We start from the raw sequence: 26,165 nt of genomic DNA on the forward strand, positions 1-26,165 counted from the left end.
GTGTCTGGCAGTATGGGTAGTAAGTTCTTTATTTATTCCAGCCACTTTTGTTATGTCTTTTAAATAAGCATTGAATTTTTGATTGCTGTGTATTGGAAAGACTTTATTGTAAGCAAGACAATATGGATGGTCTTTGTACTTTTCTATTATTTGTTCAACCACTGGTAAAATGGGTACATTTTCGTTGCCGGATGTTTTCTCCCTGTTTTTTACAAACCATCTTCCACCGTCGTCAAGTACCTGGATATTTTCCGGGGCTAGGAGAAAGGCATCAGTGTAAGCATACCCGGTAAAGCACATGGCTATATAGCAATCCCTGGCTTCCTCAAGCGCAACCCTTTTAAATTTTGTATTCATTAGCTTTTTAAGCTCTCCCTCCGTCAATCTTTCTCTGGCAGTAGTTTGATAGCTACACCGGTAAAGCTGAAATGGGTTAGTTGGAATCAACTCCTTCTGCACCGCCAATGTCAGGATCTTTTTGAGGTTCTTTATGTGCTTCATGATCGTATTGTTCTGAAGGTGTTCATATACCGATAAGTAATGCTCGAAGTCATTGGGGAAAGTTTGTTTCACATCTGCCAGTGATATATCTGCCTTACTATATTCAGCCTGAAGGAACGCTCTTAGTTTTTCTTTAGTAGCGTAATATTTTTTTAAGGTGGCGATGCTCTTTTTACCGGCTTCTACCTTCTGTTGGAAAGTTGTATTGTGGTAATCAAAAATATCCATGAAGGTTTTTTTTGGCTGGGCTTTACCCAACAAAGTTTCTTTCAGCATTTCGGGATGAACATGTTGGGACTGCGCGCAGAGCACCATGAATTGGTGCTCGAGCTGCCCCCTGATATTGTGGATTTTTTGATTGATTACTTGTGCTTCGATAGTTCTACTTGTAACCTGTTCTTTTTGCTGGTTGAAGAACTCAGGTTCTACTTTGAGGCCGGAAGACATTTGGGCTTGCTTCCCGTCAATGGTAATTCGGATATAAATAGGCGCTTTCCCCCGCCTGTCGGTCTTGACTTTCCACAGCCAAAACAATACACTGAGATTTTGCATACTTTTCATGATGACTATTTTAAATTTTAAAAATGGTTGCGCAATCTGAAAACCGCCGCTTTATCGTTTTTTTGGGGGGACCTTTTGGCTCCCCGTTCAGGCCCCTGCTTTTTTCTTTTCACGTAGATGGACCTGTGGTTCAGGTCCCTCACAGTCCCCGTTCCGCTCCCTCCTGATGGTACCTTTCGCCATGTCTTAAAACGCAGCATTGACGGGCTTTTTATCCAAATCCGGTAACCTCAAATTTTAAAAAAGGCTATTGGTATATGAAACAGGTTACCGAATTGTTTGATATTCTTTGATATTGTTTAAACAGGGGAAAATAAAAAAGCCGTGCAAATCAATGAGTTGCGACGGCTTTTAGGAGAGTTTGATACCTATTTGGTGGGCCCACTAGGATTTGAACCTAGGACCACCTGATTATGAGTCCAATTTTTTATGAAAAACAAAACGAGAGTTTTTGTTATCAATTTTATTGGAACGCAGCCCCAGCAAAGATTCCAGAGGAAATTTACTTATAGCTATTAATTGTTATTTGTCCTATTTATATTAAATTTGTGTCGGAATTGTGTCGGAAAAATCTGAGATATAAATTTTATTAAATGGCTGAATTGGCAACAACTTCAATATTTATTGATAGGTACCACCCTCAACAAGATGGGAAGTGTGCGATATCGATAAGGATAACCTACCAAAGAAGAAAAAAGTATTATCCTACATCCTTTAACCTAACAATCGAGCAGTTCACTAAGGTTATGGCTCAGCGGCCTCGAAATGAGTTTAAGGAGACAAGAATGAAACTAAATGCGCTGGAAGGAAAAGCCTCAGAAATAATCAAAGAATTGCCTTTTTTTACCTGGAATAGCTTTGAGAAGAAATTTTTAAAGAATAAAGGAAATTCCTCTAATATATCCCATGCTTTTGAAGATTATATATCTGAACTACTAGCGGAGAAAAGAATTGGAACTGCGGAGTCCTATAAGTGCGCTACGACTAGTATAAATAAATTTAAACCAAATCTAATTTTCGCTGACGTCACTCCTGAGTTGCTCCGTAGTTATGAGAATTGGATGCTTACTAATAAAAAAAGCGTTACGACAACTGGAATTTACCTGCGAAGTCTTAGGACGATTTTCAACATTGCTATTTCTGAAGGTATCGTATCAAAGGAATTATATCCTTTTGGAAGGCGCAGATTTGAAATACCAACTGGAAAAAACATCAAAAAAGCCCTTACCATTAAAGATATTTCCTCTCTTTATCATTACACTCCATTGCAAGGAAGTAGCCAAGAAATGGCAAAGGATTTATGGATGTTTATCTATTTCTGTAATGGTATTAATGTAAAAGACCTATGTCTTCTAAAATATAAAGATATTGACGGAGATGTATTGGTCTTTAAAAGAGCAAAAACAATAAGAACAAAAAGAAGAGTTGAGGCTATCCGAGTTCCGTTGCTGGACCCGGCTATCGAGATTATTAAAAGGTGGGGTAGTAAGAAAGTGACAGGTGACACGTATATATTTCCTATTTTAAAGGAAGATCTTTCACCTGAAAGGGAACGTCAATTGATAAAGCAAATAAACGACGTGATTAACGCAAACATGAAAACTATCGCTAAAACTGTTGGAATTAATCAAGATGTAACAACGTATGCTGCCCGACATAGTTTTGCTACAATATTAAAAAAGAGCGGGGCGAGCACAGAGTTTATAAGTGAGGCATTGGGGCATTCAAACCTAAAGACAACACAAAGTTATTTAGCCTCGTTTGACGATGACCAAAAGAAAGAAATGGCTAAGGCACTGGCCGCATTTTAAAAAAAGAAATTGTACCCAACAAGTAAGAAGCAGATATATATACATTTACGATAGGGAGAATTGGTAAGTAAATTATTGAGGCTGTTAATCCGACCAAAAGGGAAGCGGCCAATTAAATTACCTTAGACCCTTAAATATTACTATGCAAATAATAAAAAATATACAAAATAGAATTTATGAAATAAGAGGCGAAAGAGTAATGCTCGATAGAGATTTAGCAGCCTTGTATGAAACGGAAACTAAAGCTTTAAACCTTGCTGTAAAACGCAATATTAAGAGGTTTCCAGAAGATTTTATGTTTCAGCTTAATAAGGACGAATTTGAAGAATTAAGGTTTCAAATTGAAACCTTAGAAAAAAATGATCATCCTCTAAGGTTGCAAAATGAAACCTTAAAGACAGGCCGAGGTCAGCATAGTAAGTACTTGCCTTACGCTTTTACAGAGCAAGGCGTTGCCATGTTAAGTGGAGTACTAAACAGCGATAAAGCAATAAATATGAACATTGCTATTATGAGAGCTTTTGTAGAAGTAAGAAAAGTATTACTAAGGCAAAACGATTTAAAAGAACAGTTGCAACAGATAAAAGAACGTTTAGGCGAGCATGATGTACAGCTAAACCAAATTTATGATGCAATGGAAAATTTGTTAGATGAAAAAGCAGCAGGGCGAAAATGGGAGGAAAGAGAAAGGATAGGATTTAAAAAGTAATTATTTTAATGGTATGAAATGAAGCATTACAAGGACTTTATAATAAAGCTTCAAACATTAGACATCAAAACAGCTCAAAAAAGACAGGATGAGTCGCGTAACCCAGAAAATTTCTCTATTTACGTTATCAGTCATCAAAACCCTTACTTAAGCGATACATTCAGAAATGAACTAAAGGAACTAAAAGAGCTTGCAGTAATAGATATTTTAAACCTTTCCAGCGATCAGATACAACTTCAATTACACAGATTGGGTGAATTAAGGGAACATTATCACCAGTTTTGGAACAGTTTAAAGCATTCGGATGTTCCGGTAGGTAGCGAACACCTAACAGATCTACTATACAGTTTAAATTTGAACGAACTATTTATCGTTCCCGAATTATCATTTCAGGATCATGCTAAAGCGGATGACTATTTCATCACTGATTTACAGGATAGTATTAGAGCACGTCAGAATGCATTGGAAGAATTTGAACAAAGTGTTTTCAAAGCTACTCGGCAAGGCAAGGAAGCGGAAAAGACGGATAATATAAAGCCGGTGAAAAAGGAGGAACCGAAACCCGTATTTAAGGAAAGTGTAATAGCGGAACTTTATGAACTGGTAAAGGATTATTTTAAACCAATTGATCATCCTCAACTGAAAAGCCTACTGACGGGAGAAATCGAAGTAGAACATACGCTTGCTTTTAGAGGTGCCGGAAATCAGCTTGCCGATGCCTTTAAACAACTATTTGAGGCTAATTTAATCATCGGTTGTAACAAGGCACAATTAATTAGCTGGATTATCGAACACTTTACATACAGTGACAAAGGAGCCGTAAAGAACTATTCTGAAAAATACCTCTTAGATATAATTTCCTCCAATACAAAGACTTGTCAATCTCCTATCTTAAACGTTCGAAAAAAGGATGGCCAGTTCGTAATCTTACCTCTGCAAAGAAACAATAGAAATAACAAAACATAGGAGTATTATCGGAGGAATACAGGCATAACCGCTTGTAAGCCTGCAAAACACTCCACTACCATTGCAGTATAAAAATAAAAATACTGTTATGGAAACAATCACGTTTGAACAATTACCGCAAGCTGTAACGAGGCTACATGAAAAACTGGATCATATTGAACAGTTGTTACGCGAGGCAAATGACCATTCTCCTAAGACGGATGAGCTGCTTACAATAGCACAGGCAGCAGAGTTCCTCAATCTTTCTACTCCCACCATCTACGGCAAAGTTAGCCGCAACGAAATTCCTGTTAACAAACAAGGTAAGCGCTTGTACTTTTACAAGTCAGAACTGGCTGAGTGGATAAAATCAGGACGAAAAAAGACGGTAACAGAAATAGCTCAGGAAGCAGATGAATATTTAGCTAACAGGAAAAAAGGTAACCGTTAAATCCATTCTTATGTCTGTTACTAACTTCCCATTGAACGCACCTAATAGTTACATCCGCGTTCAGACAAACTACTACAAGAAATGCCCCCAGCCAACGATACAAGGTGAATACATAGAAGTCTGGATGCCATGGTCAGCAGAGATGCTGAAACAGGACATGTCCAGAGGTGCGTTTAAAAGAAACCCTAAGTTTGACGGCTTCTCCTTCGTTCCGAGCCATTTAAACTACCAGGAAACCGTTGGCAGCTTCTATAACCTATACCAACCAAGAGAGTGGAAACTTGAACCGGGAAGCCGCCAAAACATACTGGAATTTCTGCGCCACACTTTCAATGAACAGTATGAGCTTGGCTTTGACTGCATGCAGCCGCTTTATTCTAAACCCACTCAAAAGTTGCCCGTACTGTGCCTAGTATCAAGGGAGCGTAAAACATGCAAGTCAACTTTTCTCAACCTGCTCAAACTGATCTTTGAAAAGAACATGACTTTTAGTCGCAACAGTGACTTTAGGTCACAGTTTAATTCTGACTGGATGAATATGTTGATAATAGCCGTAGACGAAGTACTGCTGGACAGAAGGGAGGACTCGGAAAAAATCAAGAATTTAAGTACAGCACGAACCTCAAAAAGCGAGGCAAAAAACAAAGACGTTAAAAAGATTGAGTTTTTTGGAAAGTTTGTTCTGTACTCCAACAATGGAGAAAATTTTATAGTAATTGATCCAACAGAAACACGGTACTGGATAAGGAAAATACCAGTGCCTACTTCAAAAAATATACGGCTGTTGAAGGACATGGAAAAGGAGATCCCCTACCTTCTCCACCACCTACTTAAAGAACCTTATCAGTTCCTTATCCGATAACAAGAATGTGTTTTCAGAAAAGCACTTGCGTGCAGATGCACTGTTACGCTTCATCAGAAATAACCGCAATAAAACAGAAACAGAAATACTGTTGCTTTTTAAAGAAGTATTTGACTTACCAATGGGAGGGAAATCAGTTTTACTAATAAAGATTTACTCGAACTTCTTAAGAAAAGCAGCCCTCGTTTATCCAGGCAAAATATCTCGGCAGTATTGCAAAACGAGTGGGGATTGCAGCCGGTAAACAACAGTCTGAGCTACCAAACCTATATCTATAACACTACCAGATGAACTGGTTCAGGTTCAATACACAGGGAGTTATTATACGATTTCACAGGATTGGATGGAGCAAAAATTTGATGAGAGTAGGGTGAAAAACACATGAAAGCTAGATTAGTAAAGGTTTTAAGCCCTCATCAAAATCCTGAAAGTTTGATGAGCCATGATGAGCACGATGAGAATTCTCATCAAAGTAAAGATCTATGATGAGATTATGATGAGCACTTAAACAATTAAAAATAAAGGGTTAGAAGCTTTCTCATCATCTCATCATAAAAAACATCCTGTTACATCGGCACTTTTCACGCCTGCCTTTTTAAGCCAGCTAGGATCACATAATAGACCACCAAAATAAAGACAAGTACAATGAACAACATACGATTTTCTATACAAGAAGCAAAGCAGATTAACCCGGTAGATCACCTTAAAAAATTAGGCTATCAACCACAGAAAATCAGGAACCAGGATTACTGTTATTTGTCACCATTAAGGGATGAAAAAACAGCTTCACTTAAAGTCAACCGAAAACTAAATGCATGGTTCGATCATGGAACAGTACAGGGAGGAAACATAATAGACTTTGAGATTTATCACCGTTGTAATGTCTCTGAATTGCTGGTAAAACTGCAGAATTTTTTTTCTTTTCACCCGCAGACACTGACGGTTCAACAGCCTCTGCAAAAGGCGCAAAACCAGTATGAGGCACTTGAACCTGCAATAAAAGTGATAGCCGCAAAACCACTTGCACATCCTGCTCTTTGCCGATATCTTGACACTAGAAAAATACCTTTTAAGCTGGGTAATAAATACTGCAAGTAAGTAGAATTGAGCTGCACAATAAGGGATATTTTGCTATAGGATTTGAAAATAATTGAGGAGGTTTCGAACTACGAAACGAGCTCTTTAAAGGCAGCATCTCCCCCAAAGAGGTCACCATAAATTCGAAGCCAAAATTCTAAAATTATTTCTGTTTGTGAAGGTTTCTTCAGCTTTCTTTCCTACCAGGTTTTATTTCAAGATCCATCTCATCAACTGACAAATTTTCTTGTACTAAACTCCCTTGCATTCTATAAAAAGAGCCAGCAGAAATTGGAAAAATATGATCGGGTTCAGCTGATTTGGACCGGGATCTGGCCTGTACAAAACAAAAGCAGGGAGGCCTTAAAATGGGATAAAAAGTACACTGACAGAAGTCATCTCTATAGCGAACGCAACGACCTAAACGACTTTTTGATTGATCAAAGCCAACACATTAAACAACACCACCGATTAGGAAGCCATTTGTAAAAGTCGTTATTACTTATTGTTTCATCCGCTTAAAGCCGAATTAATGTTCGACAATGGTAAAATCATTTAAAGTGCCTTTGCACTGGCTAGATGTCCGTTTGTAATACAAACGAAATCCAGCCCTTACCCCTCGGAACTCGGGTCGGGAAGAATGAAGACAACCAAGCGCTTCGCCAAGGCTATTTAAATCATAACCCAAAGAAAAAGATATGTGATGAATGAGACAAAAACTAACAGGACAAGAGTTGTTACACTCCGCCTGACAATGGGTGAGTATGAAAGAATTACGACAAATTTTAAGACAACGACCTGTCGCAAATTAAGCGATTACATGCGGTATGTTTTGCTTGAAAAGAAGTTAACTGTGTTTAAGAGAAATAAGTCAATGGACGACTTTATGGCAGAACTAATCCTGCTGAGAAATGAACTGAATGCTATCGGAAATAACTACAACCAGGTAGTAAAAAAACTCCATTTATTACAGACGATACCTGAATTTAAAACGTGGTTTTTTATAAATGAATCAGCCAAAGAAAGCCTCGTAAAAAAGGTTGATGAAATCAAATTAAGGATCAATCAATTTTCCGACAAATGGTCGCAAGAATAAAAAAAACTAAGAGCCTTTCAAATGCTGTAAATTATAATGAAAAGAAGGTTCAGCAGAACCAGGCAGAGTGTATAAATGCAGCTAATTACGCCAAGGATCCCGAGCAGCTAAATTTCTACCAAAAGCTACACCGGTTAGAACACCAGGCGGCTTTAAATGAGCGGGTAATTGCAAACAGTGTGCATATATCTTTAAACTTCGATGCTGTCGATAAACTGGACAAGGAAAAGCTCAATCAAATTGCAGACTCGTACATGCAGCAAATAGGTTTTGGCAAACAGCCATACCTAGTTTACCAGCACTTCGATGCGGGGCATCAGCACATACACATTGTAAGTACAAATATAACAGCAGATGGCAGCCGGATTGAGATGAATAACATTGGAAAAAATCAATCTGAACAAGCCCGGAAAAAAATAGAAATTGAATTCAAACTGGTACAGGCAGAAAGCAAAAAACAACAACAAACACAGGAACTTAAAGCTGTAAGTGCGCAAAGAATTATCTACGGAAAGACTGAAACTAAACGTGCAATTACAAATGTTTTAAATGTGGTTTTGCCACAATACAAATACACTTCTTTACCGGAATTAAACGCAGTACTTAAGTTGTATAATGTAATGGCTGACCGTGGGCCGGAGACATCTAAAATGTATGAAGGAAAAGGGTTGGTATATCGAGTACTTGATGAAAAAGGAAACAAAATCGGGACTCCAATTAAAGCAAGTGCTTTTTATAGCAAGCCCACTCTTCCATGGTTAGAACAAAAGTTTAAGGAGAATGATGTTGACAGGCAGCAGTTTAAAAGGAGGTTAAAAACTAAAATTGATTTGGCGCTATTGCAAGGTGGAAAAGACCTCAAAAGCTTTTCAAATGAACTTCAAAAACAAGGTACTCACGTAGCAGTCAGACAAAACGCGCAAGGGTTAATGTATGGGGTTACGTTTGTAGATCACGTAAATAAAACTGTTTTCAACGGCAGTGATATTGGAAAAGAATATGGGGCAAAAGGGTTGTTAGAGAAGTTTAATTCAACTGAGCAAAAAGAAAGTGTTAGTAAAGGTATAAAGCATGAAATAAACGATGCTAAAACAGACAACAAAAATGTCGCTGGTGAAATAAAAAAATCAATTCAAAATTCAAATCTATTAGATGAGTTATTACAGCCGGAAAACCAGGATAGTTATTTGCCCATCCAATTCAGAAAGAAGAAAAGGAAAAAGCATTCGAAGAGATTGCGTCTGTAGGAGGAGAATGAAGTTTTTGCATTTGCATAAAAAACATTATAAAGATCTTATCTAAGAAAAGAAGCGCTAGAAAATGGAATTTGCACAAAAAAAATGTCTCCCAACCTATCACATAAACATGTGATTTTGTATGATCAAGACGTGATTTATTAGCTCAAGCGTGTCCTAAATACGAATCCCCAAAAAGTATTTATAAATATTCTTATATTTAGTTCTTAAGTTCAGACATTGATTACTGCTAACCAAAACTTACAAGAATTGGGTGGGGGCCATAAAGAAAAAATGACTAAAGCCTTGGACAGGCAGGTGCAGCTTAAGAAGCCTTTGTGTTTTGAATCACTTATAGTAATTATTGCAGAAACAGCAGACAATTTAAAGGGATGGTTGTCGTTATTGTGGAATATCTTGTTTAAGTCGCGGACAAGTAGGAAAGAATTAAGCTCAACAAATTAACAATATCAATTAATGTTGTTGCGATCACTTTTCCTTTTTGCTCTACTAGCCCTTTTAAGCTGTCGCTTGGAATCACGTTATAAAAGTGGCGATACCATAAGTGGCAAAGTTGTGAGAATCATCGACGGGGATACCTTCACTTTACTTACGGCAGATCAAAAACAAGAAAAAATCAGGTTGTATGGGATAGACTGTCCTGAAAGGAAACAGCCATTTGGGACTGTTGCTAAGGAAAGATTAAGCGAATTGGTTTTTGGTAAATCGGTTCACGTAGAATTTAAAACCTATGACAGGTGGAAGAGAATTGTAGGGGTTGTTTTTTACGAAAAAGAAAATATCAACGAGAGTGTATTGAAGTGTGGCTTAGCGTGGCATTTTACAAAGTACGATGACAATTCGAAATGGAGAGATATGGAAAAAAGTGCAAGACAAAAGAAGATTGGACTTTGGGCGGATGCGAAACCAGTTCCTCCATGGGAATGGCGAAATCAAAAATAGCGGGTTATAGACACACAACTATTCGATGCTTTAAACAACTCCATTTGCTATTGGATCAACAAACTCATTAAAATTCTTATTCTATTACTATTAATAATATCTCATGAATGTTAGCTCATTAAAGGATTCTGTTTCCTTTACCCGTTTTTTTAATAAAAAGAAGGCATTGGACGAAAGCGTTCCTTTAGATACGGTCGAGCCAAAGGAGCAAGTCAAAGAGAAAGATCAGGGTGAAAAAAACACTATCTATTTAGATGCTCGAAACATTTGGATTACAAATGACGGCTTGCTGCGAGATGAAGGTGTTTTGTTCGGATTAACTTCTGCAACTACTATGGAAAAGGTAAGTGCAATAAAAAACTATTTTCTTGAGCGAAAGGCAGAAATTGACGCAAAGAAAAATGGTATATCAGGAACAGTCAATGAATTGATAAATGAAAGAAGGAAGATAGAGGCAGAACTGGAGCAACTGGCGAAAGCTGTAGTTGCAGAAAATTTAGAAACAGAAAAGAAAAACACCTATTTCTTTAGAAACTTGTTAGGTCTGGCTTTCATAACCGGAGCTGCAATTGGTAGTTTTTTTCTTATCCATTTTTTTGTAACACCAGATTTTGGACTAGCTGCCTCGATTGGTGTTTTCCTTTTTGGCCTGTTTTCATTGGTTGCTCCTTTATCTACCTGGCTTAATCCTGATGATACAAATAATAAGAGCTTTGGCAGCAGATCAAAAGTTGCATTGCTGGAAATTGGTTCACCACTTGCCACTACTGTTTTTGTCTCTTATATCGCGTATGAGCATACTCAAAAAATTGGGCTGACAATTGTTATCGGCATTTTCCTTCTATTCCTCTTCTTCTTTTGCGGCAAACTACTTCTCGGTGTGTACCACAACCTGGTGGAAGATTTTAAGCAACTTTTAGCCGTACGTAAAACGGCAAAATTATCGAGGCAAAAAGGAATTAGTGATAACGAAGCGATTGAAAAGAAAAAGAAAACACTGGAAGAAAAAATAACAACAATAAATACATTACAATCAGAGATTTTGAAATTGGAAGCGGAATGTTTGAGCTTAGACCAACAATCAGAGTTGAAGGTGAATTTATTTATGAGTGAATACAACCTTGCAAGAAATTATTCTGCTAATCCAAATATTTAATACAGACAAATGGAACTTGAAAATAAAGATTCTAAGGGGGAAGAAAATTTACAGGAGCAACCCCAAAAGAATCAAATCGCTCCATCAAACCATTCTTTTGAGAAAGAAGAAGAGGCTGCAAATAAAGACTTGCATTCATTCAAATTATACGAACATGGTATTACCAATGGAATACTGGAAGTGCCGCCGGAGACGTTCGAGCAATTTATCACTTATTACTATGAAGAAATAAATCGGGATCAACGAATAGCAAGAACAACTGATGAAATTGCAGATCTTTCAAACAAATACAAGGACGCAAGAGCGAAAAGACTTGAACTTGTAAAAAAACAACTAGATAGAAGAGCAGATCATGGGATTCTTATTTTAGAAGCGAATGAAAAGGAAAACAAGATTAAATTCTGGCAACAAAAAGTAGTGACAGCAAAAGGCATTATAGAGGACCTTAAGCAATCAGTAAAAACGGATTACACACTATTTGCAGCTATTATATTTTTCCTGTTCGCCTTGTTATTTATTGCGGCGGACTACGGGATAGCTCTAAACATTGTCGCTACAAATTTACAAATCGGCGCAACTACCGACAGTTTAGGTAATCCTGTTTTTTCTCCTATTGCTTATTTATTCGCATTTGCCATTGCCGGTTTAGCAATCGTTTTAAAGCCTGCCTTTGACAGATTGGTTGAAAAGCCGTACCAAAAAAATGGTTCTAAAAAAGTCTTTGCGATATTTATCCTCATATCTTCCGGCTTAGTCCTTTCCATGTTGGTTGCATTTGGTAAATTCAGGGAAGAGCTAATAAGTATGGGTTTACAAATTGGAGAAGTATCTACAGACATAGCTGATAGCTCTACGGCACCTACCTCTCGGACGCCTCAAGAAACTTCAGGTTTTGCCGAATATGCAATTGTTTCTTCAACATTTCTTTTTGCTATTGCCGGTGCAATATGTCTGGGCATTTCAATTCCTGTCATTTTTAAGAATTACCGAATAGCCTGGAACAACTTCCGGCAAAAGCGATGGAATTACAGGGTTTTTAAACTTAATAAGGAAAAGCTCGAAATAGACTCCAAAAGTGTAAAAGCAGAAATAGACATAAAGATGGTAGAAGATGAAATAGCTGATCTTCAGGAAGAGTTAGGTGTAAAAGAATTAATTAAGGATAAAAAAGAACTCCTTGAAGTATTCATAGCAAGTAAAATGCAAAAGCTAATTGAAAAAAGCAAAGCAGTCTATCAGGATGGATATTATCGGGGTTCAAAGCTTGCGGGGAAAGTTACTGAGGAGTGGTTAAACGAAAGTGTGATGTCTAAAACACAGTATTCAAATTTGGGTAGCTCGAAGGTAGCTCTACCAGCAACAACAACAGGAGGTTCTTTGTCAAGAACTCGACCATTTATAGCATTAAGGAGAATGATTTCTCAAGATTTTAAAAACAAGGTAAATAAGGAAGGGAATATAAATTTTGAATATTATGATTTCGATAAATAAGAGTATGAAAATTAGATTTATAGTTTGTCTTGTTATAAGTATCGTCGGTAATAATACTCTTGCCCTTACTCAATCCATCCCCCCTATTGAAATCTTATTTTTTGTTGATAAAAGTGCAAGTGTTTCTTATAATTCTCCTGACATCAAAGGAAAAACTGAAAAGATATTGTGGGATGGAGTAAATAAAGTTGGAAATCCGAATGATGAACTTCAATTGCTTGTTATTCACGACAAAACCAAAGGGGCTCCTCCTGTTAAAAATTATTCAATTCCAATTTTTAGTTGCAGGCCTGGAACTCCTCCAATGCAAGTGAGAAAATTACAGAATGCTTATAAGAGCAACATTGGTAAAGAAAAAAAGGTTTTTTATGATAGAGCTAATCAACTTTTTAAAGAAGGGTACGATCCTGACAACAAACAAGGGACTGATATAATTGGAATTTTAGAAGTTGTTTCCCGGCAAGCAGCAAATAATAAAAAAAAAGAAATTTTTCTTTTTACAGACGCAAAACAATCATCCAAGAATTTTCTTGTTAATCCCAAAAATAGACAAGAAGCGATAAATCTTGCAATAGAACATGCCAGAAGAATTAATAAAGAGCTATTTATAGATAGAAATGTTTTAGCGAATTCTAAAGTGCATATCGTGTTACCGTATGTAGGATCAAATACGAAACATGATAACAACCTTACTTATTACTGGGAAAAATTGTTGAGTCAATTTGGAATGATTGTAGATTTTGTATAATAAATTTCCTTCCTACTGTAAATTTAAATGTTTGAGCAAAATATCTAATGCGGCTTTAAAATTCCTGCTACTTGCCCTACTAAGCTGTTCTGGCACTAATAAAAAAGGTGTCCTTGTTTGTATAAGCTCCACTGCCCATGCATATCATTCACGCGAATGTAAAGGGTTAAGATCGTGTACACATAGCATTGAAACGATGTCTGTTCAGGAAGCAAAACAAATGGGTAGAACGGCCTGTGGCTTCTGTTATTAAGTATCCTTACATTGCGCGTTCATTAAATTGTAAACCAGCCCATGAACCACGCCTCCCACAATAAACTCGTCTCCTTCATCTGGTCCATCGCCGACGACTGCCTTCGTGACGTGTACGTCCGGGGAAAATATCGCGATGTAATCCTCCCAATGGTAGTCCTAAGAAGATTAGATGCCTTACTGGAGCCAACCAAAGAAGCCGTAATGGAAGAACTTGCATTTCAAAGAGATGATGCCGGCTTTACAGAATGGGATGAAAACGGACTAAGACAAGCTTCAGGATATGTCTTTTACAACATTAGCGAATGGACCCTACAACGTCTTCAAAATACAGCTACCAACAGCCAGCAAATTTTACTCTCAAACTTCGAAGATTACCTAAACGGCTTTAGTCCAAATGTAAAAGAGATAGTCGACAAGTTTAACCTGAAGAGCCAGGTAAGGCACATGGCAAACAAAGATGTTTTGCTGAATGTATTAGAGAAGTTCACTTCACCTAATATCAACTTAACACCTTTTGAAAAAGTTGACCCTGATGGACGAAAACTTCAACCGCTTACCAACCTAGGAATGGGTTATGTCTTTGAAGAACTTATCAGGAAGTTTAATGAAGAGAACAATGAAGAAGCAGGAGAGCACTTTACCCCTCGTGAAGTAATTGACCTGATGACCCACCTTGTCTTTGATCCCGTAAAAGATAACCTACCGCCTGTTATTACCATTTACGATCCTGCATGTGGTTCGGGTGGAATGCTGACAGAGTCCCAGAACTTTATAAAAGATGAAGAAGGCGAAATAAAATCAACGTCAGATGTTATCTTGTTTGGTAAAGAGATAAACGATGAGACCTATGCCATCTGTAAGAGTGATATGATGATCAAGGGTAACAACCCGGAGAACATACGTGTTGGCTCTACGCTTAGTACAGATGAATTTGCAGGCAACAACTTCAACTTCATGCTCTCCAATCCGCCTTATGGTAAATCATGGACAGGCGACCTTAAGTATATCAAAGATGGTAAAGATGTAATTGACCCTCGTTTTAAAATAAAGCTCAATGATTATTGGGGCAACGAAGAAGATTGCGATGCAACTCCCCGTTCTTCCGACGGACAGTTGTTGTTTTTGATGGAGATGGTCAGCAAGATGAAACCATTGAAACAAACCCCTCAAGGTTCACGCATTGCTTCTGTACATAATGGCTCCAGCTTGTTCACCGGCGATGCAGGCAGCGGTGAAAGTAATATTCGCCGTTTCATTATCGAAAACGATATGCTCGAAGCTATTGTTCAGATGCCCAACAACCTGTTTTACAATACCGGCATTACCACTTATGTATGGTTGCTGGCAAACAACAAAGCAGTACACCGAAAAGGAAAGGTGCAGTTGATTGATGCAGGTTTGCTGTACAGGAAACTCCGTAAGAACCTCGGTAATAAAAACTGTGAGTTTGCTCCCAATGATATCAATCAGATAGTAAGAGTGTACAGGGAAATGTTAGCGGTTGATAAAACAATCAACACCGTTACAAACGAAGATGAAGGCATTGCTTCTAAAATCTTCGACAATAACGACTTTGGTTATTACAAGGTAACCATCGAACGACCTAAACGACTGAAAGCACAATTCACCGGAGAACGTATTGCAGCATTACGTTTCGATAAGTTTTTACGCGAACCAATGCAATGGGCTTACGACGAGTTTGGAGAAGAACTATATAGCAACATAGCCAAACACGAAAAAGCGATCCTTGAATGGTGCGAAAAGCAGGAACTGAACCTCAACAACAAAGCAAGCAAAGCCCTTACAACTACCGCTACGTGGCAAAAAGGTCTCGACCTCATGCAGTCTGCCAAAACCCTAATGGAAAAGATTGGCACCAGCGAATACAACGACTATAACCAGTTTACTGCATTGGTAGATAGGGAACTGAAAGCTGCACAACTCAAATTATCCGGTTCTGAAAAGAATGCTATACTAAATGCAGTTAGCTGGTACGATGCCACTGCCGAAAAGGTAATTAAAGGCACGGTAAAACTAACAGGCGATAAACTCGAACAACTGTTAGCACATCTTAATTGCACCCCAGAGCAACTGCCTCACTTTGGTTTTTATCCTGCCGACAAAAAGGGCGAATACACTGAGTATGAAACCGAAGGTGATTTAAGAGACACCGAGAATGTACCGTTGAAGGATAACATCTATCAGTATTTCTTACGCGAAGTAACGCCACATGTAGAAGAGGCATGGATAAACCTTAATGCAACAAAGATTGGTTACGAGATAAGTTTCAATAAATACTTCTATCGCCACAAACCTTTACGTGATATTGAAGAAGTAACCAACGATATACTGCAACTCGAAGAAGAAAGCGAAGGATTGATACGTGAAATTTTAAACCTGGCGTAAGCAGTTTAGGAAGAGATTTTTTGGTACTCAGCATTTGTATTTCATGGCTTCATCGTTGCGTCGCACTCTTGTACTGAAGTTCATTATGCAGCAAACGGAAGCCATCATTACGAATCCTGTCAAGGATATTTGCAGAAGCAACAGGGCGTCGCAATTTCATTTGGAAAGAAGGTTTTTGTAACAACTAAAAGGGAAATTTTTGGAAGCAGTAATAGGTGAAATAAAGATAGAACGATATCCTGCTTATAAAGATTCAGGAGTTGAATGGTTAGGTGAAGTTCCTGAACATTGGGAACTAACAAGGTTAGGGACAAGGTTTTTTGAAAGACGGACAAAAGTATCTGATAAAGATTATGCTGCACTTTCCGTTACAAAGCAAGGAATTTTACCACAACTGGATAGTGCCGCTAAGACCAATGACGGAGATAATCGAAAGCTGGTCATGGCAGGTGATTTTGTTATTAATAGCCGCTCGGATAGAAAAGGTTCAAGTGGCATTTCTACGCTTAATGGTTCTGTTTCCTTAATCAATACTGTTTTAGAGCCAATTGATATACATCCAACATTTTGCAACTACCTATTGAAGAGTTATGCTTTTGTTGAAGAGTTTTATAGAATGGGACACGGTATAGTAGCCGATTTGTGGACAACACGATATGATGAAATGAAAGCTATTATGATAGCAATTCCATCAAAGCAAGACCAAACTGCCATTGCTAATTTTCTTGACCGTAAAACTGCAAGAATAGATAAAACCATTGCTCAAAAAGTAAAGTTAATTGAGCTTTTAAAAGAGCGCAGGCAAATACTTATTCATAAAGCTGTTACCCGTGGGCTTAATCCTGATGTTCCAATGAAAGATAGTGGAGTAGAATGGATTGGAGAGTTACCAGAGCATTGGGAGGTGAAGAAGATAAAGCAATTGTTTAGGCTGATAATTGACCCTGCTCCAATTAATAACAATTTTGAACTCCTTTCTATATATACTGAAATTGGAGTCAGGCCACGCAAAGATTTAGAAGAAAAGGGAAATAGAGCTTCTACAACAGATGGATATTGGTTTGTAAAAAAAGGTGACTTTATTGTCAATAAACTTTTAGCGTGGATGGGGGCAATAGGTTTATCAGAATACGAGGGAGTTACGAGCCCAGCTTACGACATATTAAGACCTAAAATCCCATCAAACGGAAATTATTACCATGAGTTACTTAGGAGTAAAGCTTGTTCCACGGAATTAAGAAAGTACTCGAGAGGAATAATGGATATGAGATTAAGGCTGTACTTTGATAAGTTTGGAGTAGTCCTAGTTCCCTATCCATCCGAAGAAGAACAGACGGAGATATCAGCTCATATAGATAAAGTTTTTAAAAAGACAGAAGCGGCTATAAAGGCAAAAGATAAAGAAATAGAGAAGCTAAAAGAATACAAAGCGACATTAATAAATGCTGCTGTAACGGGTAAAATAAAAGTAAGTTGATTATGGATATAGGAATTTTGGCTTCAATCTTAAACACCGCTAGTACAAAACCTATTAGCCCCCAAAAAGGTATTAAAGTAGTTAGTTGTACTTTAAATGATTTAGTGAACACTTATCATTCTCCTATTCCAAACTCCGACATTAAAGGCCAATTATTCATACCCGAATATCAGAGACCTTATGTATGGAAAGAGAGGCAAATTAACCGATTATTAGATGATTTTATTGAGTACCAAAACAATACAGAACCTGACAAAGCTCTTTTTTATATTGGAAGCATTATTGTACATCAGGAAGATGGTAAGCTGAAAATTATTGATGGCCAACAACGGATTACTACACTGCTACTCATTAATTCATTAATCAATAATGATTTCGAAAGCGGCATACAATATACTTCTACATTAAGCATTAACAACATCAAACGCAATTACGCGTACCTCAAAAGTGTGGAAGCAAAAGACATTTTTGATTATGCGGATACCGAAGTACTCACCTACATTGATTTCGATGAAATCAATGTAACATTGGTAGTAACAGCTACTGAAGACTTGGCTTATACATTTTTCGAAACTCAAAACACAGGAGGTGTTCGTTTAAGTGGTTCGGATATCATCAAAGCACATCATCTACGAGCTATTCATTCTAAAAAATTAATAAATTATCAAGCAAGAAAGTGGGAAGGTATAGAAAGTGATAAAGTAGAGGAAATAATACAAAACCTTACTAAGATTAGGTTTTGGGATAATAGACACTGGAGAAGGTTTCCATTTTATAGAGATGAAAAAGGAATAAAAGAAGTTCTAATTGAAGAATTTACGGAAAATACAAAGCACGATAAAGATGATATTTCATTTTATTACAGCGCAGTAAAGAATGTAGAAGGTAGGGCATTTCAAATGCACGAGAGCCACTATAAGCAACTTAAGCAACCCTTGTCAGATGGCAACAATACTCTTGACTATGTTAGTGATTATGTGCATTTATACGATGTTTTATTCAATAGAAATAAAAGGGATTATAGGGTAAGTGATGCTTTTTACGAGTTCAATGAAAAATTGATGCATGGTAATTCCGGCACCTTATTCCTTAAAGAGCTGCTGGAAGTTTGCATTATAACATATGTAAGTCGGTTTGGGTTTCACCGCCTATTTGAAGCTAGTTTGTGGCTATACCGTTCTATTTATTCTTTACGGGTGTCATTAAGCAGAAATGTAAGGGAAGACAGTATTTTTAAATTTGTTTTTGACTACCAGTTTATTGATAACATTATTGAGGTTTATACAGTAGATGAACTTATTTTATTTCTAAAGAAATTTAAGGTCATTTTTAATGCAGACAATTCTGGACCTAATCAATCAAAGGATAAGCATATCAGTTCTCTCCGCAATTATTTTAAAGAGTTTAGTGATATTACAAAGTATAAAGAAAGTCCAAAAGAATTTGATAAAGCTTTTTTAACAGCGATTGTGTCAAAAATAAAAGAAAAGGAAACAGATGGTCAATAAGACATTTAATACCTCAATTGTAAACCTTGCTGAACTTCAAAAGTACAGTTTTACAATTCCTACCTATCAGCGACCATATGTTTGGGGTGATGAGCAAATTGAGAAACTCTTGGGAGATTTTTATAAATCATTCCAGCATAACAGGGCGGAAGAATATTACATAGGAACCATTCTAACCAAAGAAAATGGGAAGGAAGCAGAATTAATAGATGGTCAACAACGCTTCACTACATTGTGGTTAACAGCATTCGTTTTTTCAAGAAATAACAAAAATTCGGACATTGAAAAATTCTTAGTCAATAGTGATAGCACTCTAAAAATGAACTTTGAAATTAGAACTGAAGTAGAAGACTATTTTAAGACTTTGTTAGAGAAAGATAAGGATGAAGACATTAAAGTTATTGAAAGTAGTGAGATTGTAAAATTCCCATATTTGAAGAACATTGCGAAAGCGTTGGTGACTATTAATGGAATTATTCAATCAATCGCTGATGAGGATTTGAAAGACTTTGGAGACTACATTTATACCAAGGTTCAATTAATAAAAAATACAACCCCACAAAAAATTGATTTAAACAAACTTTTTTCTACAATCAATAGTGCAGGAGTTCAATTGGAGCAAACTGATATTGTTAAGGCTAACTTATTAAAATGTATTGACGAAAAGGTGTTGCACAGTAAAATATGGGAAGCTTGTGAAAACACCAGTAATTTTTTTGAAAGGAACGTACGTAACTCTTTTCCAAACACAAATTGGGCACGGGTTGATTTGACGAAGTTTAACGAATTTGACAAAGCGACTTTTCTTTTTGAGGACTTAAATCAAACATTAGATTCAAATGCGACCCAATCCCTATTTACTATTGAATCTCTACGACATTACAAGTATGAACCTTACATTGAAAGCAAGAATGTAATAATGGACGAGAAAAGAGAATCAGATGAAGTATACTGCCGGTCGATCATTACTTTTGGCCAACTCCTATTGCATACCTATCGGCTGCATTTGCGTATTGAAAAAAAGCCTGACTTTGAAGGAACATTTCATGTGAATCGGTTAATTGAAATATTTAAGGAATTAGAGAATAGAAAAGACCCGGATGAAATTAAGCGTTTTTTTAAGCTGTTATGGAAAGTGAGATTCTTATTTGATAAGTATGTAATTAAATGGATAACCGACTTGGATACTAAAACTGAATATTTAGAACTGGTAAACATCAACAAAAATGCTGAAAACAATTATTCCCGAAGCAAGTATGTAAAAAAATCTAACTCGCTTATTCTTCAAAGTATTCTATATTTTACAGGCGATTACCTGCGTCAGTTTTGGTTGACGACTTACCTCGGGTATCTACTATCCTTTCATAACGATTTTGACCCTACCTCTGAACTTCACCTAAAGCACTTGGAAAAGTTTGACAACGACTTATCATTATGCAAAACCCTATCCGATAAAACAGCTTCTCTACAATTACTTGATTCTGCCATTGATGTGACGTTTGACTTTAAAGAATATCTTAAATCCGATAAGGGAACAAAATTCCAACATTATTGGTTCCAAAAGCTTGAATATGTTCTTTGGAAAAATTGGCCCTTCGCAAAGACGATTGAGTTTGAAAATTATAGGGCAACATCCAGAAATTCAATAGAACATATTTACCCGCAAAATCCCGAAAATCCAGCTAAAAATCCTCCACTCCCAAATAAAGATTTGCACTGTTTTGGAAACCTGGTGTTGTTAAGCGTTTCGCAGAACTCGGAGTATAGTAATAAGTCCGTGGATGAAAAAAGAAGCATGTTCAAAAATAAAACCAATGGTTATGACTCTCTCAAATCCTACTACATACTTCAACAAAACAGTAATTGGACAGATACTGAAATAGGACAGCATCAAAATAGCATGGTCGATATACTGGATGCGCATTATGTAAATAACTAGTTTTATGTCAAGCCAAACTAACGAACAAGCTTTAGAAGCAACCATTCAAAATCGACTTACAGGTACTTGCCTGGAAGAAATGAAAGAAAATGGCGTAGCAAGTACGGTAGGTGAAGGTCCAAATACATATCGTACTGGTAATGGCTTTTATATCGGCTTTCCTGAAGACTTCAATGCTAAATATGCAGTTGACGAAAAGCGGTTCTGGAATTTCCTGCAAACAACTCAAAAAGAAGAACTGGCTAAGCTGCAAAAGCAATCAGACTGGAAACTGAAGATCTTAGACAGGCTCGACAGGATGATAAAGAAGTATGGAGTGCTACGTATCCTTCGCAAAGGGCTTGAAGTAGATGATGCACATTTTACCTTACTCTACCTGCTGCCTTTAGCTTCCAGCAGTGATACGGTTAAAAAGAATTTTGAGAGCAATGAGTTCAGCGTTACAAGACAGGTTCGCTATTCCATAGACAATCCTCGTGAAGAGATAGACATGGTGCTGTTCATAAACGGTCTACCCATTATCACAATGGAGCTAAAGAACCAATGGACAGGACAAAATGCAAAAGTTCACGGGATAAACCAATACAAATACAAACGTGACATAACACAACCGCTGTTACAATTTGCAAGATGCATAGTACACTTTGTGGTAGATACCGAAGAAGTGTACATGACAACCAAACTAAATGGCGGTGATACATTCTTCCTGCCGTTCAATTTAGGTAACAACTACGGCAAAGGCAATCCTGTTAATCCCTTCGGTCACCGTACTGCTTACTTATGGGATACGATATTAACGAGACAAAGCATCGCAAACATTATACAACACTTTGTACGACTGGATGGCAAAGACGGAGACCCACTTAATAAAAAGACTTTATACTTTCCCAGGTATCACCAGTTAGATGTAGTACGCAGATTAATTGCAGATGCTTCCAAAAAAGGAGTAGGGCAGAAGTACTTAATACAACATTCAGCAGGTTCCGGTAAGTCAAACTCCATTACATGGGCAGCTTACCAACTGATAGAAACTTATCCTGAAAGTGATACAACTCCCGGTGGTAAAGGCATTTCAAACCCTTTGTTTGATTCTGTAGTGGTGGTCACCGATAGGCGTTTATTAGATAAACAGATACGGGAAAACATCAAAGAGTTTTCAGAGGTTAAAAACATTGTAGCACCGGCCTATTCATCAAAAGATCTAAAGCTTGCTTTAGAAACAGGTAAAAGGATTATCATTACTACTATTCAAAAGTTTCCTTTCATTGTAGATGGCTTGGCAGACTTAAGTGACAAGCGATTTGCCGTTATCATTGACGAAGCACATAGTTCTCAAAGTGGTTCCGCTTCAGACAACATGAACCGTGCAATGGGAAGTGAGGATGAAGAAGAAGACCCAGATCCACAAGACAAAATACTTGAGGCAATAAGGTCACGGAAAATGCGAGGCAATGTTTCTTACCTGGCTTTCACTGCAACACCTAAAAACAACACACTTGAAAAGTTTGGGGTAAAGAGTGAAGACGGAAAGTTTCAGGCATTCCACCTTTATTCCATGAAACAAGCCATTGAAGAAGGTTTCATATTGGATGTACTGGCGAACTACACGACTTACAAGAGTTACTATGAGATAGAAAAATCAATAGAAGACAATCCACTTTTTGACACTGCAAAAGCACAAAAGAAGCTACGAGCTTTTGTAGAACGTAATCCTGAAACCATTGCTACCAAAGCAGAGATCATGCTTGATCACTTTATAATAAACGTGGTTAACAAGAAAAAGCTGAAAGGTAAGGCTCAGGCAATGGTAATAACACAAAGCATAGAATCTGCTGTTCGTTATTATTTTGCTCTACGAAAAATACTAAACGAAAAAGGAGATCCTTTCAAAATAGCCATTGCTTTTTCAGGAAAGAAAAAAGTAGATGGTCATGAATATACAGAAGACACAATTAATAACTTTCCTACTGATTTAGATACCGCTAAATCCTCAGACCCCGGTTATATAACAGACACGATTGCCAGGTATTTCAACTATGACGAATACAAAGTGTTGGTGGTAGCCAACAAATACCTGACAGGCTTTGATCAACCAAAGCTTACTGCTATGTACGTTGATAAGAAACTTCAAGGTGTATTAGCCGTACAGGCACTATCAAGATTAAACCGTTCAGCAGATAAACTAGGCAAAAAGACAGAAGACCTGTTTGTACTCGACTTCTTCAACTCAACAGATGAGATTAAAACAGCTTTCGATCCTTTTTACACAGCAACCACACTAAGCAAAGCAACAGACGTAAACGTCTTACACGAACTGAAAGGTTTATTAGATAACGTAGGCGTATATGAATGGTCAGAAGTGGAAGACTTCACCAACAAGTACTTCGATGGAATGGAAGCAGATAAATATCTAAGTCCAATCCTACAAATAGCAGCAGACAGATTTGATGCAGGTTTAGGTTTAGAAGATGCCCAAAAAGCAGACTTCAAAATAAAGGCAAAGCAGTTTGTAAAGATATATGGACAGCTTGCTTCAATCATGCCTTTTGAAATGGTGAAATGGGAGTTGTTATTCTGGTATTTAAAGTTCCTGATACCTATGTTGAAAATACAAGACACTGATGTAGATGCAATAGATGAATTACTGAACTCGGTCGACCTTTCTACCTATGGTTTAGAAAGAGTAAAGCTAAACGCCAACATAGGTTTAGATGCATCCGAAACAGAACTGGATCCACAAAACCCAAATCCACGAGGAGCACATGGAACACCAGAGGAAAAAGATGAATTAGACCTTATTGTAAGAGCATTCAATGAGCGATGGTTCCAAGGCTGGGATGCAACACCCGAAGACCAACGAATAAAGTTTGTAAACATAGCTTCTAAAATGAGAGCACATCCTGATTATAAGAACAAATACGAAGACAATCCAGACACGCAAAACAGAGACATTGCCTTCCGCAAAATATTCGAGGATGTAATGAACCAACAGCGGAAGAGTGAACTTGACCTGTATCGCCTAATCGCTAAAGATGATGGGTTTAAAATAGCAATGCAGGACACTTTGAAGAGGATATTGGCGGCCTAGGTGAAAGAAGTATAAACAACATTTAGGCTTAAATTTTAACAGTGGGAAAATTTACAAAAGTGGTAACTGATAAACAGAAAAAGCTTTCAGAAGCATTAGAACAATTTAAGTATAAAGACGATGCGGGAATAAAAGAAGTAGTGGAGGTAATTGGCAAAGCGAGACTTACACCTACATCGCATTTGTATCCTATCTATGGTCCAATAGCAATTAACGAAGCGGTGGAAAGAAGTGCTGAGGAGTTCTTGAATCAAGCAGAAAGTTGTCCACCCCTTTCTATTATTGACGTTGTGCTTGCTGCAAATCGAGAATATAACGTGATGGTTAAACCTGTGATTGACAGATTTAAAAAAGAAATGCCTGATGCCAATACTGAATTTACTTTCTTAAAACAAAAAACATTTGAAAGTCTCCTTGAATATTTAAAAATCAACCTTAGTAATTTTTACAATGAATATGTGATTAAGGATCATAACAAAGTAAAAGCATCGGAAAGTATTAATGAGGAGGAAAGGGAATTTATTCTGAAAGTACTTGGATTTAAAGAAGTTAATCACTATAAAATGAAAGCGCTTTTTGATCTTTTAAATGCTATAATACGCTTGAAGGGTGATCGGCTGGAAAGGGATTACGATTTTCTTAAAGCCTGGGCAGAAAATATTGAAAAAAGGAAAGACTTAAAAAATAGGAAAGGAATTGTTAGCAAGAGAAAAATAGAAAGATCTTTAGGAGGTAAAATTCATAAAGTTGGTATTGCAACTATTCAGCACTTGCGGATGCATTTTGGTGCAGATACTTTTAAACCTGACCAGCGAGTAAAGGAAGTGCTTCTTTATAAATTTCTTAACCTGCATTCTAATGAATTTATATCAATTGATTTAGATGATAAGTCAGCTTTTAGCATAATGGAAAAGATTCATAATAGTTGTAATCCACCATATACGCTCAGAACTTTAGATTCATTCTTTGTTAATTATGGTTCTGGTTATTATAATAAAAATGAGCCTTCTTTAGACTTTGCTAATTCTGTACTCAAAGGTGTCTTGAAGAAATTGATTCAAAAAGGAGTTGATGCAGAACTTATTTCAGAAGTATCAGGTTATTCAGCCGAGGAATTAAATCCTAACTAGGCAAATGCGTTTTCGCAAAATAATAAGAGTGTTTTTAGGAATTAAAAAGGCGAGGATAATTATTCGAATTGATATAATGATTTTACAATAAAAATAATCATATGGCCTCAATTGGATGGATCGATTTTTCCCCTGCTCACAGAGACAAGGTAGGAGCTGCGTTAGATTTACTACGACCTGAAGGAATGGTGGATGAGCTGGGATTAGGAAGTTTAAGGGATGGATTAGCTAACCAAATGTTTCCCGGGATCAGTACGATACAGACAAGAGCAAAATAACTATTTGAGGTTTACGCTTGCTAATTCCAATTACCCCATAATTCTCCTGGTAGGTGTAATACTCGGCGAGTTTGCCACATTAACTCGTACTCCCTTGCTCCAGGTATTTAGAGGCGATTTTCCCTCTTGCCTGCCCCTTCTGAATCATCTGTTGCGTCAACCTTTTCAGCATTCGTATGCTTTGACTTGTGACACTGAGCTTTCAAATTCACTTTTAATTGTTTTTCGTAGAAATACTTCTGCTAATAAACCGACTTATGCAACTTAACTCACATGTTGTGTCGAAAATGTGTCGGAACGAAATAAAAAAGGAGCTACAATTTCTGTAACTCCTTGATCTTCAGTGGGCCCACTAGGATTTGAACCTAGGACCACCTGATTATGAGTCAGGTGCTCTAACCAGCTGAGCTATAGGCCCGGCTTCTATGAAGCGGGTGCAAATATAAAAGTTTTCGCATTTCCACCTTCATTATTTTTG

General features: G+C 37.2%; 20 protein-coding genes and 1 tRNA gene. 19 read left to right on the forward strand and 2 right to left on the reverse strand.

Annotation, left to right across the window (positions count from 1 at the left end; genetic code table 11):
* Positions 1–1,062, reverse strand: a 1,062-nt coding sequence (locus SAE01_RS21605) for a site-specific integrase (protein WP_147205899.1), incomplete at its 3' end; no start/stop codon positions are given.
* A gap of 593 nt (positions 1,063–1,655) precedes the next feature.
* Between SAE01_RS21605 and SAE01_RS21610 the strand changes: the two genes are divergently transcribed.
* The 19 genes from SAE01_RS21610 to SAE01_RS24595 all read left to right on the forward strand — a co-directional run bounded on the left by SAE01_RS21610 (position 1,656) and on the right by SAE01_RS24595 (position 25,687).
* Positions 1,656–2,873, forward strand: coding sequence for a tyrosine-type recombinase/integrase (locus SAE01_RS21610; protein WP_147205900.1), 1,218 nt, complete (start codon positions 1,656–1,658; stop codon positions 2,871–2,873).
* 142 nt (positions 2,874–3,015) lie between these two features.
* A complete protein-coding gene (locus tag SAE01_RS21615; RefSeq protein WP_147205901.1) occupies positions 3,016–3,582 on the forward strand; it encodes an ORF6N domain-containing protein in 567 nt (188 codons plus the stop codon).
* Positions 3,583–3,600: 18 nt separating this feature from the next.
* Entirely contained in the window at positions 3,601–4,548 is a 948-nt protein-coding gene (locus tag SAE01_RS21620; protein WP_147205902.1) for a hypothetical protein, read from the forward strand.
* Positions 4,549–4,636: 88 nt separating this feature from the next.
* On the forward strand, positions 4,637–4,978 hold the full coding sequence (locus SAE01_RS21625; RefSeq protein WP_147205903.1) for a helix-turn-helix domain-containing protein: 342 nt from the start codon (positions 4,637–4,639) through the stop codon (positions 4,976–4,978).
* 10 nt (positions 4,979–4,988) lie between these two features.
* A complete protein-coding gene (locus SAE01_RS21630) occupies positions 4,989–5,840 on the forward strand; it encodes a primase-helicase family protein (protein WP_147205904.1) in 852 nt (283 codons plus the stop codon).
* A 645-nt stretch (positions 5,841–6,485) separates the two neighbouring features.
* Positions 6,486–6,938, forward strand: a complete 453-nt coding sequence (locus SAE01_RS24995) for a DUF8464 domain-containing protein (protein WP_246113300.1) — start codon at positions 6,486–6,488, stop codon at positions 6,936–6,938.
* A 682-nt stretch (positions 6,939–7,620) separates the two neighbouring features.
* Positions 7,621–8,013: a plasmid mobilization protein gene (locus tag SAE01_RS21640; protein ID WP_147205905.1), complete on the forward strand. Its 393-nt coding sequence runs from the start codon at positions 7,621–7,623 to the stop codon at positions 8,011–8,013.
* Positions 7,998–9,260 (forward strand): relaxase/mobilization nuclease domain-containing protein, encoded by a 1,263-nt coding sequence (locus tag SAE01_RS21645; protein WP_147205906.1) that lies wholly within the window; start codon positions 7,998–8,000, stop codon positions 9,258–9,260. The genes SAE01_RS21640 and SAE01_RS21645 overlap by 16 nt, the downstream gene beginning before the upstream one ends.
* 519 nt (positions 9,261–9,779) lie before the next feature.
* Positions 9,780–10,211: a thermonuclease family protein gene (locus SAE01_RS21650; RefSeq protein WP_170234236.1), complete on the forward strand. Its 432-nt coding sequence runs from the start codon at positions 9,780–9,782 to the stop codon at positions 10,209–10,211.
* A 103-nt stretch (positions 10,212–10,314) separates the two neighbouring features.
* Positions 10,315–11,367, forward strand: coding sequence for a hypothetical protein (locus tag SAE01_RS21655; RefSeq protein ID WP_147205908.1), 1,053 nt, complete (start codon positions 10,315–10,317; stop codon positions 11,365–11,367).
* A gap of 9 nt (positions 11,368–11,376) precedes the next feature.
* Positions 11,377–12,858, forward strand: a complete 1,482-nt coding sequence (locus SAE01_RS21660; RefSeq protein WP_147205909.1) for a hypothetical protein — start codon at positions 11,377–11,379, stop codon at positions 12,856–12,858.
* 4 nt (positions 12,859–12,862) lie between these two features.
* Positions 12,863–13,606, forward strand: a complete 744-nt coding sequence (locus SAE01_RS21665) for a hypothetical protein (protein ID WP_147205910.1) — start codon at positions 12,863–12,865, stop codon at positions 13,604–13,606.
* Positions 13,607–13,900: 294 nt separating this feature from the next.
* Entirely contained in the window at positions 13,901–16,267 is a 2,367-nt protein-coding gene (locus SAE01_RS21670; protein ID WP_147205911.1) for a type I restriction-modification system subunit M, read from the forward strand.
* 199 nt (positions 16,268–16,466) lie between these two features.
* Positions 16,467–17,744, forward strand: a complete 1,278-nt coding sequence (locus tag SAE01_RS21675; protein WP_218029218.1) for a restriction endonuclease subunit S — start codon at positions 16,467–16,469, stop codon at positions 17,742–17,744.
* 2 nt (positions 17,745–17,746) lie between these two features.
* Positions 17,747–19,252 (forward strand): DUF262 domain-containing protein, encoded by a 1,506-nt coding sequence (locus SAE01_RS21680; protein ID WP_147205912.1) that lies wholly within the window; start codon positions 17,747–17,749, stop codon positions 19,250–19,252.
* Entirely contained in the window at positions 19,242–21,191 is a 1,950-nt protein-coding gene (locus tag SAE01_RS21685; RefSeq protein WP_147205913.1) for a DUF262 domain-containing protein, read from the forward strand. Before SAE01_RS21680 ends, SAE01_RS21685 begins: the two co-directional genes overlap by 11 nt.
* Before the next feature lie 4 nt (positions 21,192–21,195).
* Positions 21,196–24,279 carry a type I restriction endonuclease subunit R gene (locus SAE01_RS21690; protein ID WP_147205914.1) on the forward strand — a complete coding sequence of 1,028 codons (3,084 nt, stop codon included), beginning with the start codon at positions 21,196–21,198 and terminating at the stop codon, positions 24,277–24,279.
* A 41-nt stretch (positions 24,280–24,320) separates the two neighbouring features.
* Positions 24,321–25,409: a hypothetical protein gene (locus SAE01_RS21695; protein WP_147205915.1), complete on the forward strand. Its 1,089-nt coding sequence runs from the start codon at positions 24,321–24,323 to the stop codon at positions 25,407–25,409.
* A gap of 101 nt (positions 25,410–25,510) precedes the next feature.
* The gene (locus tag SAE01_RS24595; protein WP_170234235.1) at positions 25,511–25,687 is read left to right on the forward strand and encodes a DUF6361 family protein; all 177 of its coding nucleotides are present in this window, start codon (positions 25,511–25,513) and stop codon (positions 25,685–25,687) included.
* A 344-nt stretch (positions 25,688–26,031) separates the two neighbouring features.
* On the opposite strand, the gene SAE01_RS21700 is transcribed toward SAE01_RS24595, so the two are convergent.
* Positions 26,032–26,105, reverse strand: a tRNA-Ile gene (locus tag SAE01_RS21700).
* Between the last annotated feature and the right edge of the window lie 60 nt (positions 26,106–26,165).

It is taken from the genome of Segetibacter aerophilus (assembly GCF_007991655.1).
Classification (GTDB): domain Bacteria; phylum Bacteroidota; class Bacteroidia; order Chitinophagales; family Chitinophagaceae; genus Segetibacter; species Segetibacter aerophilus.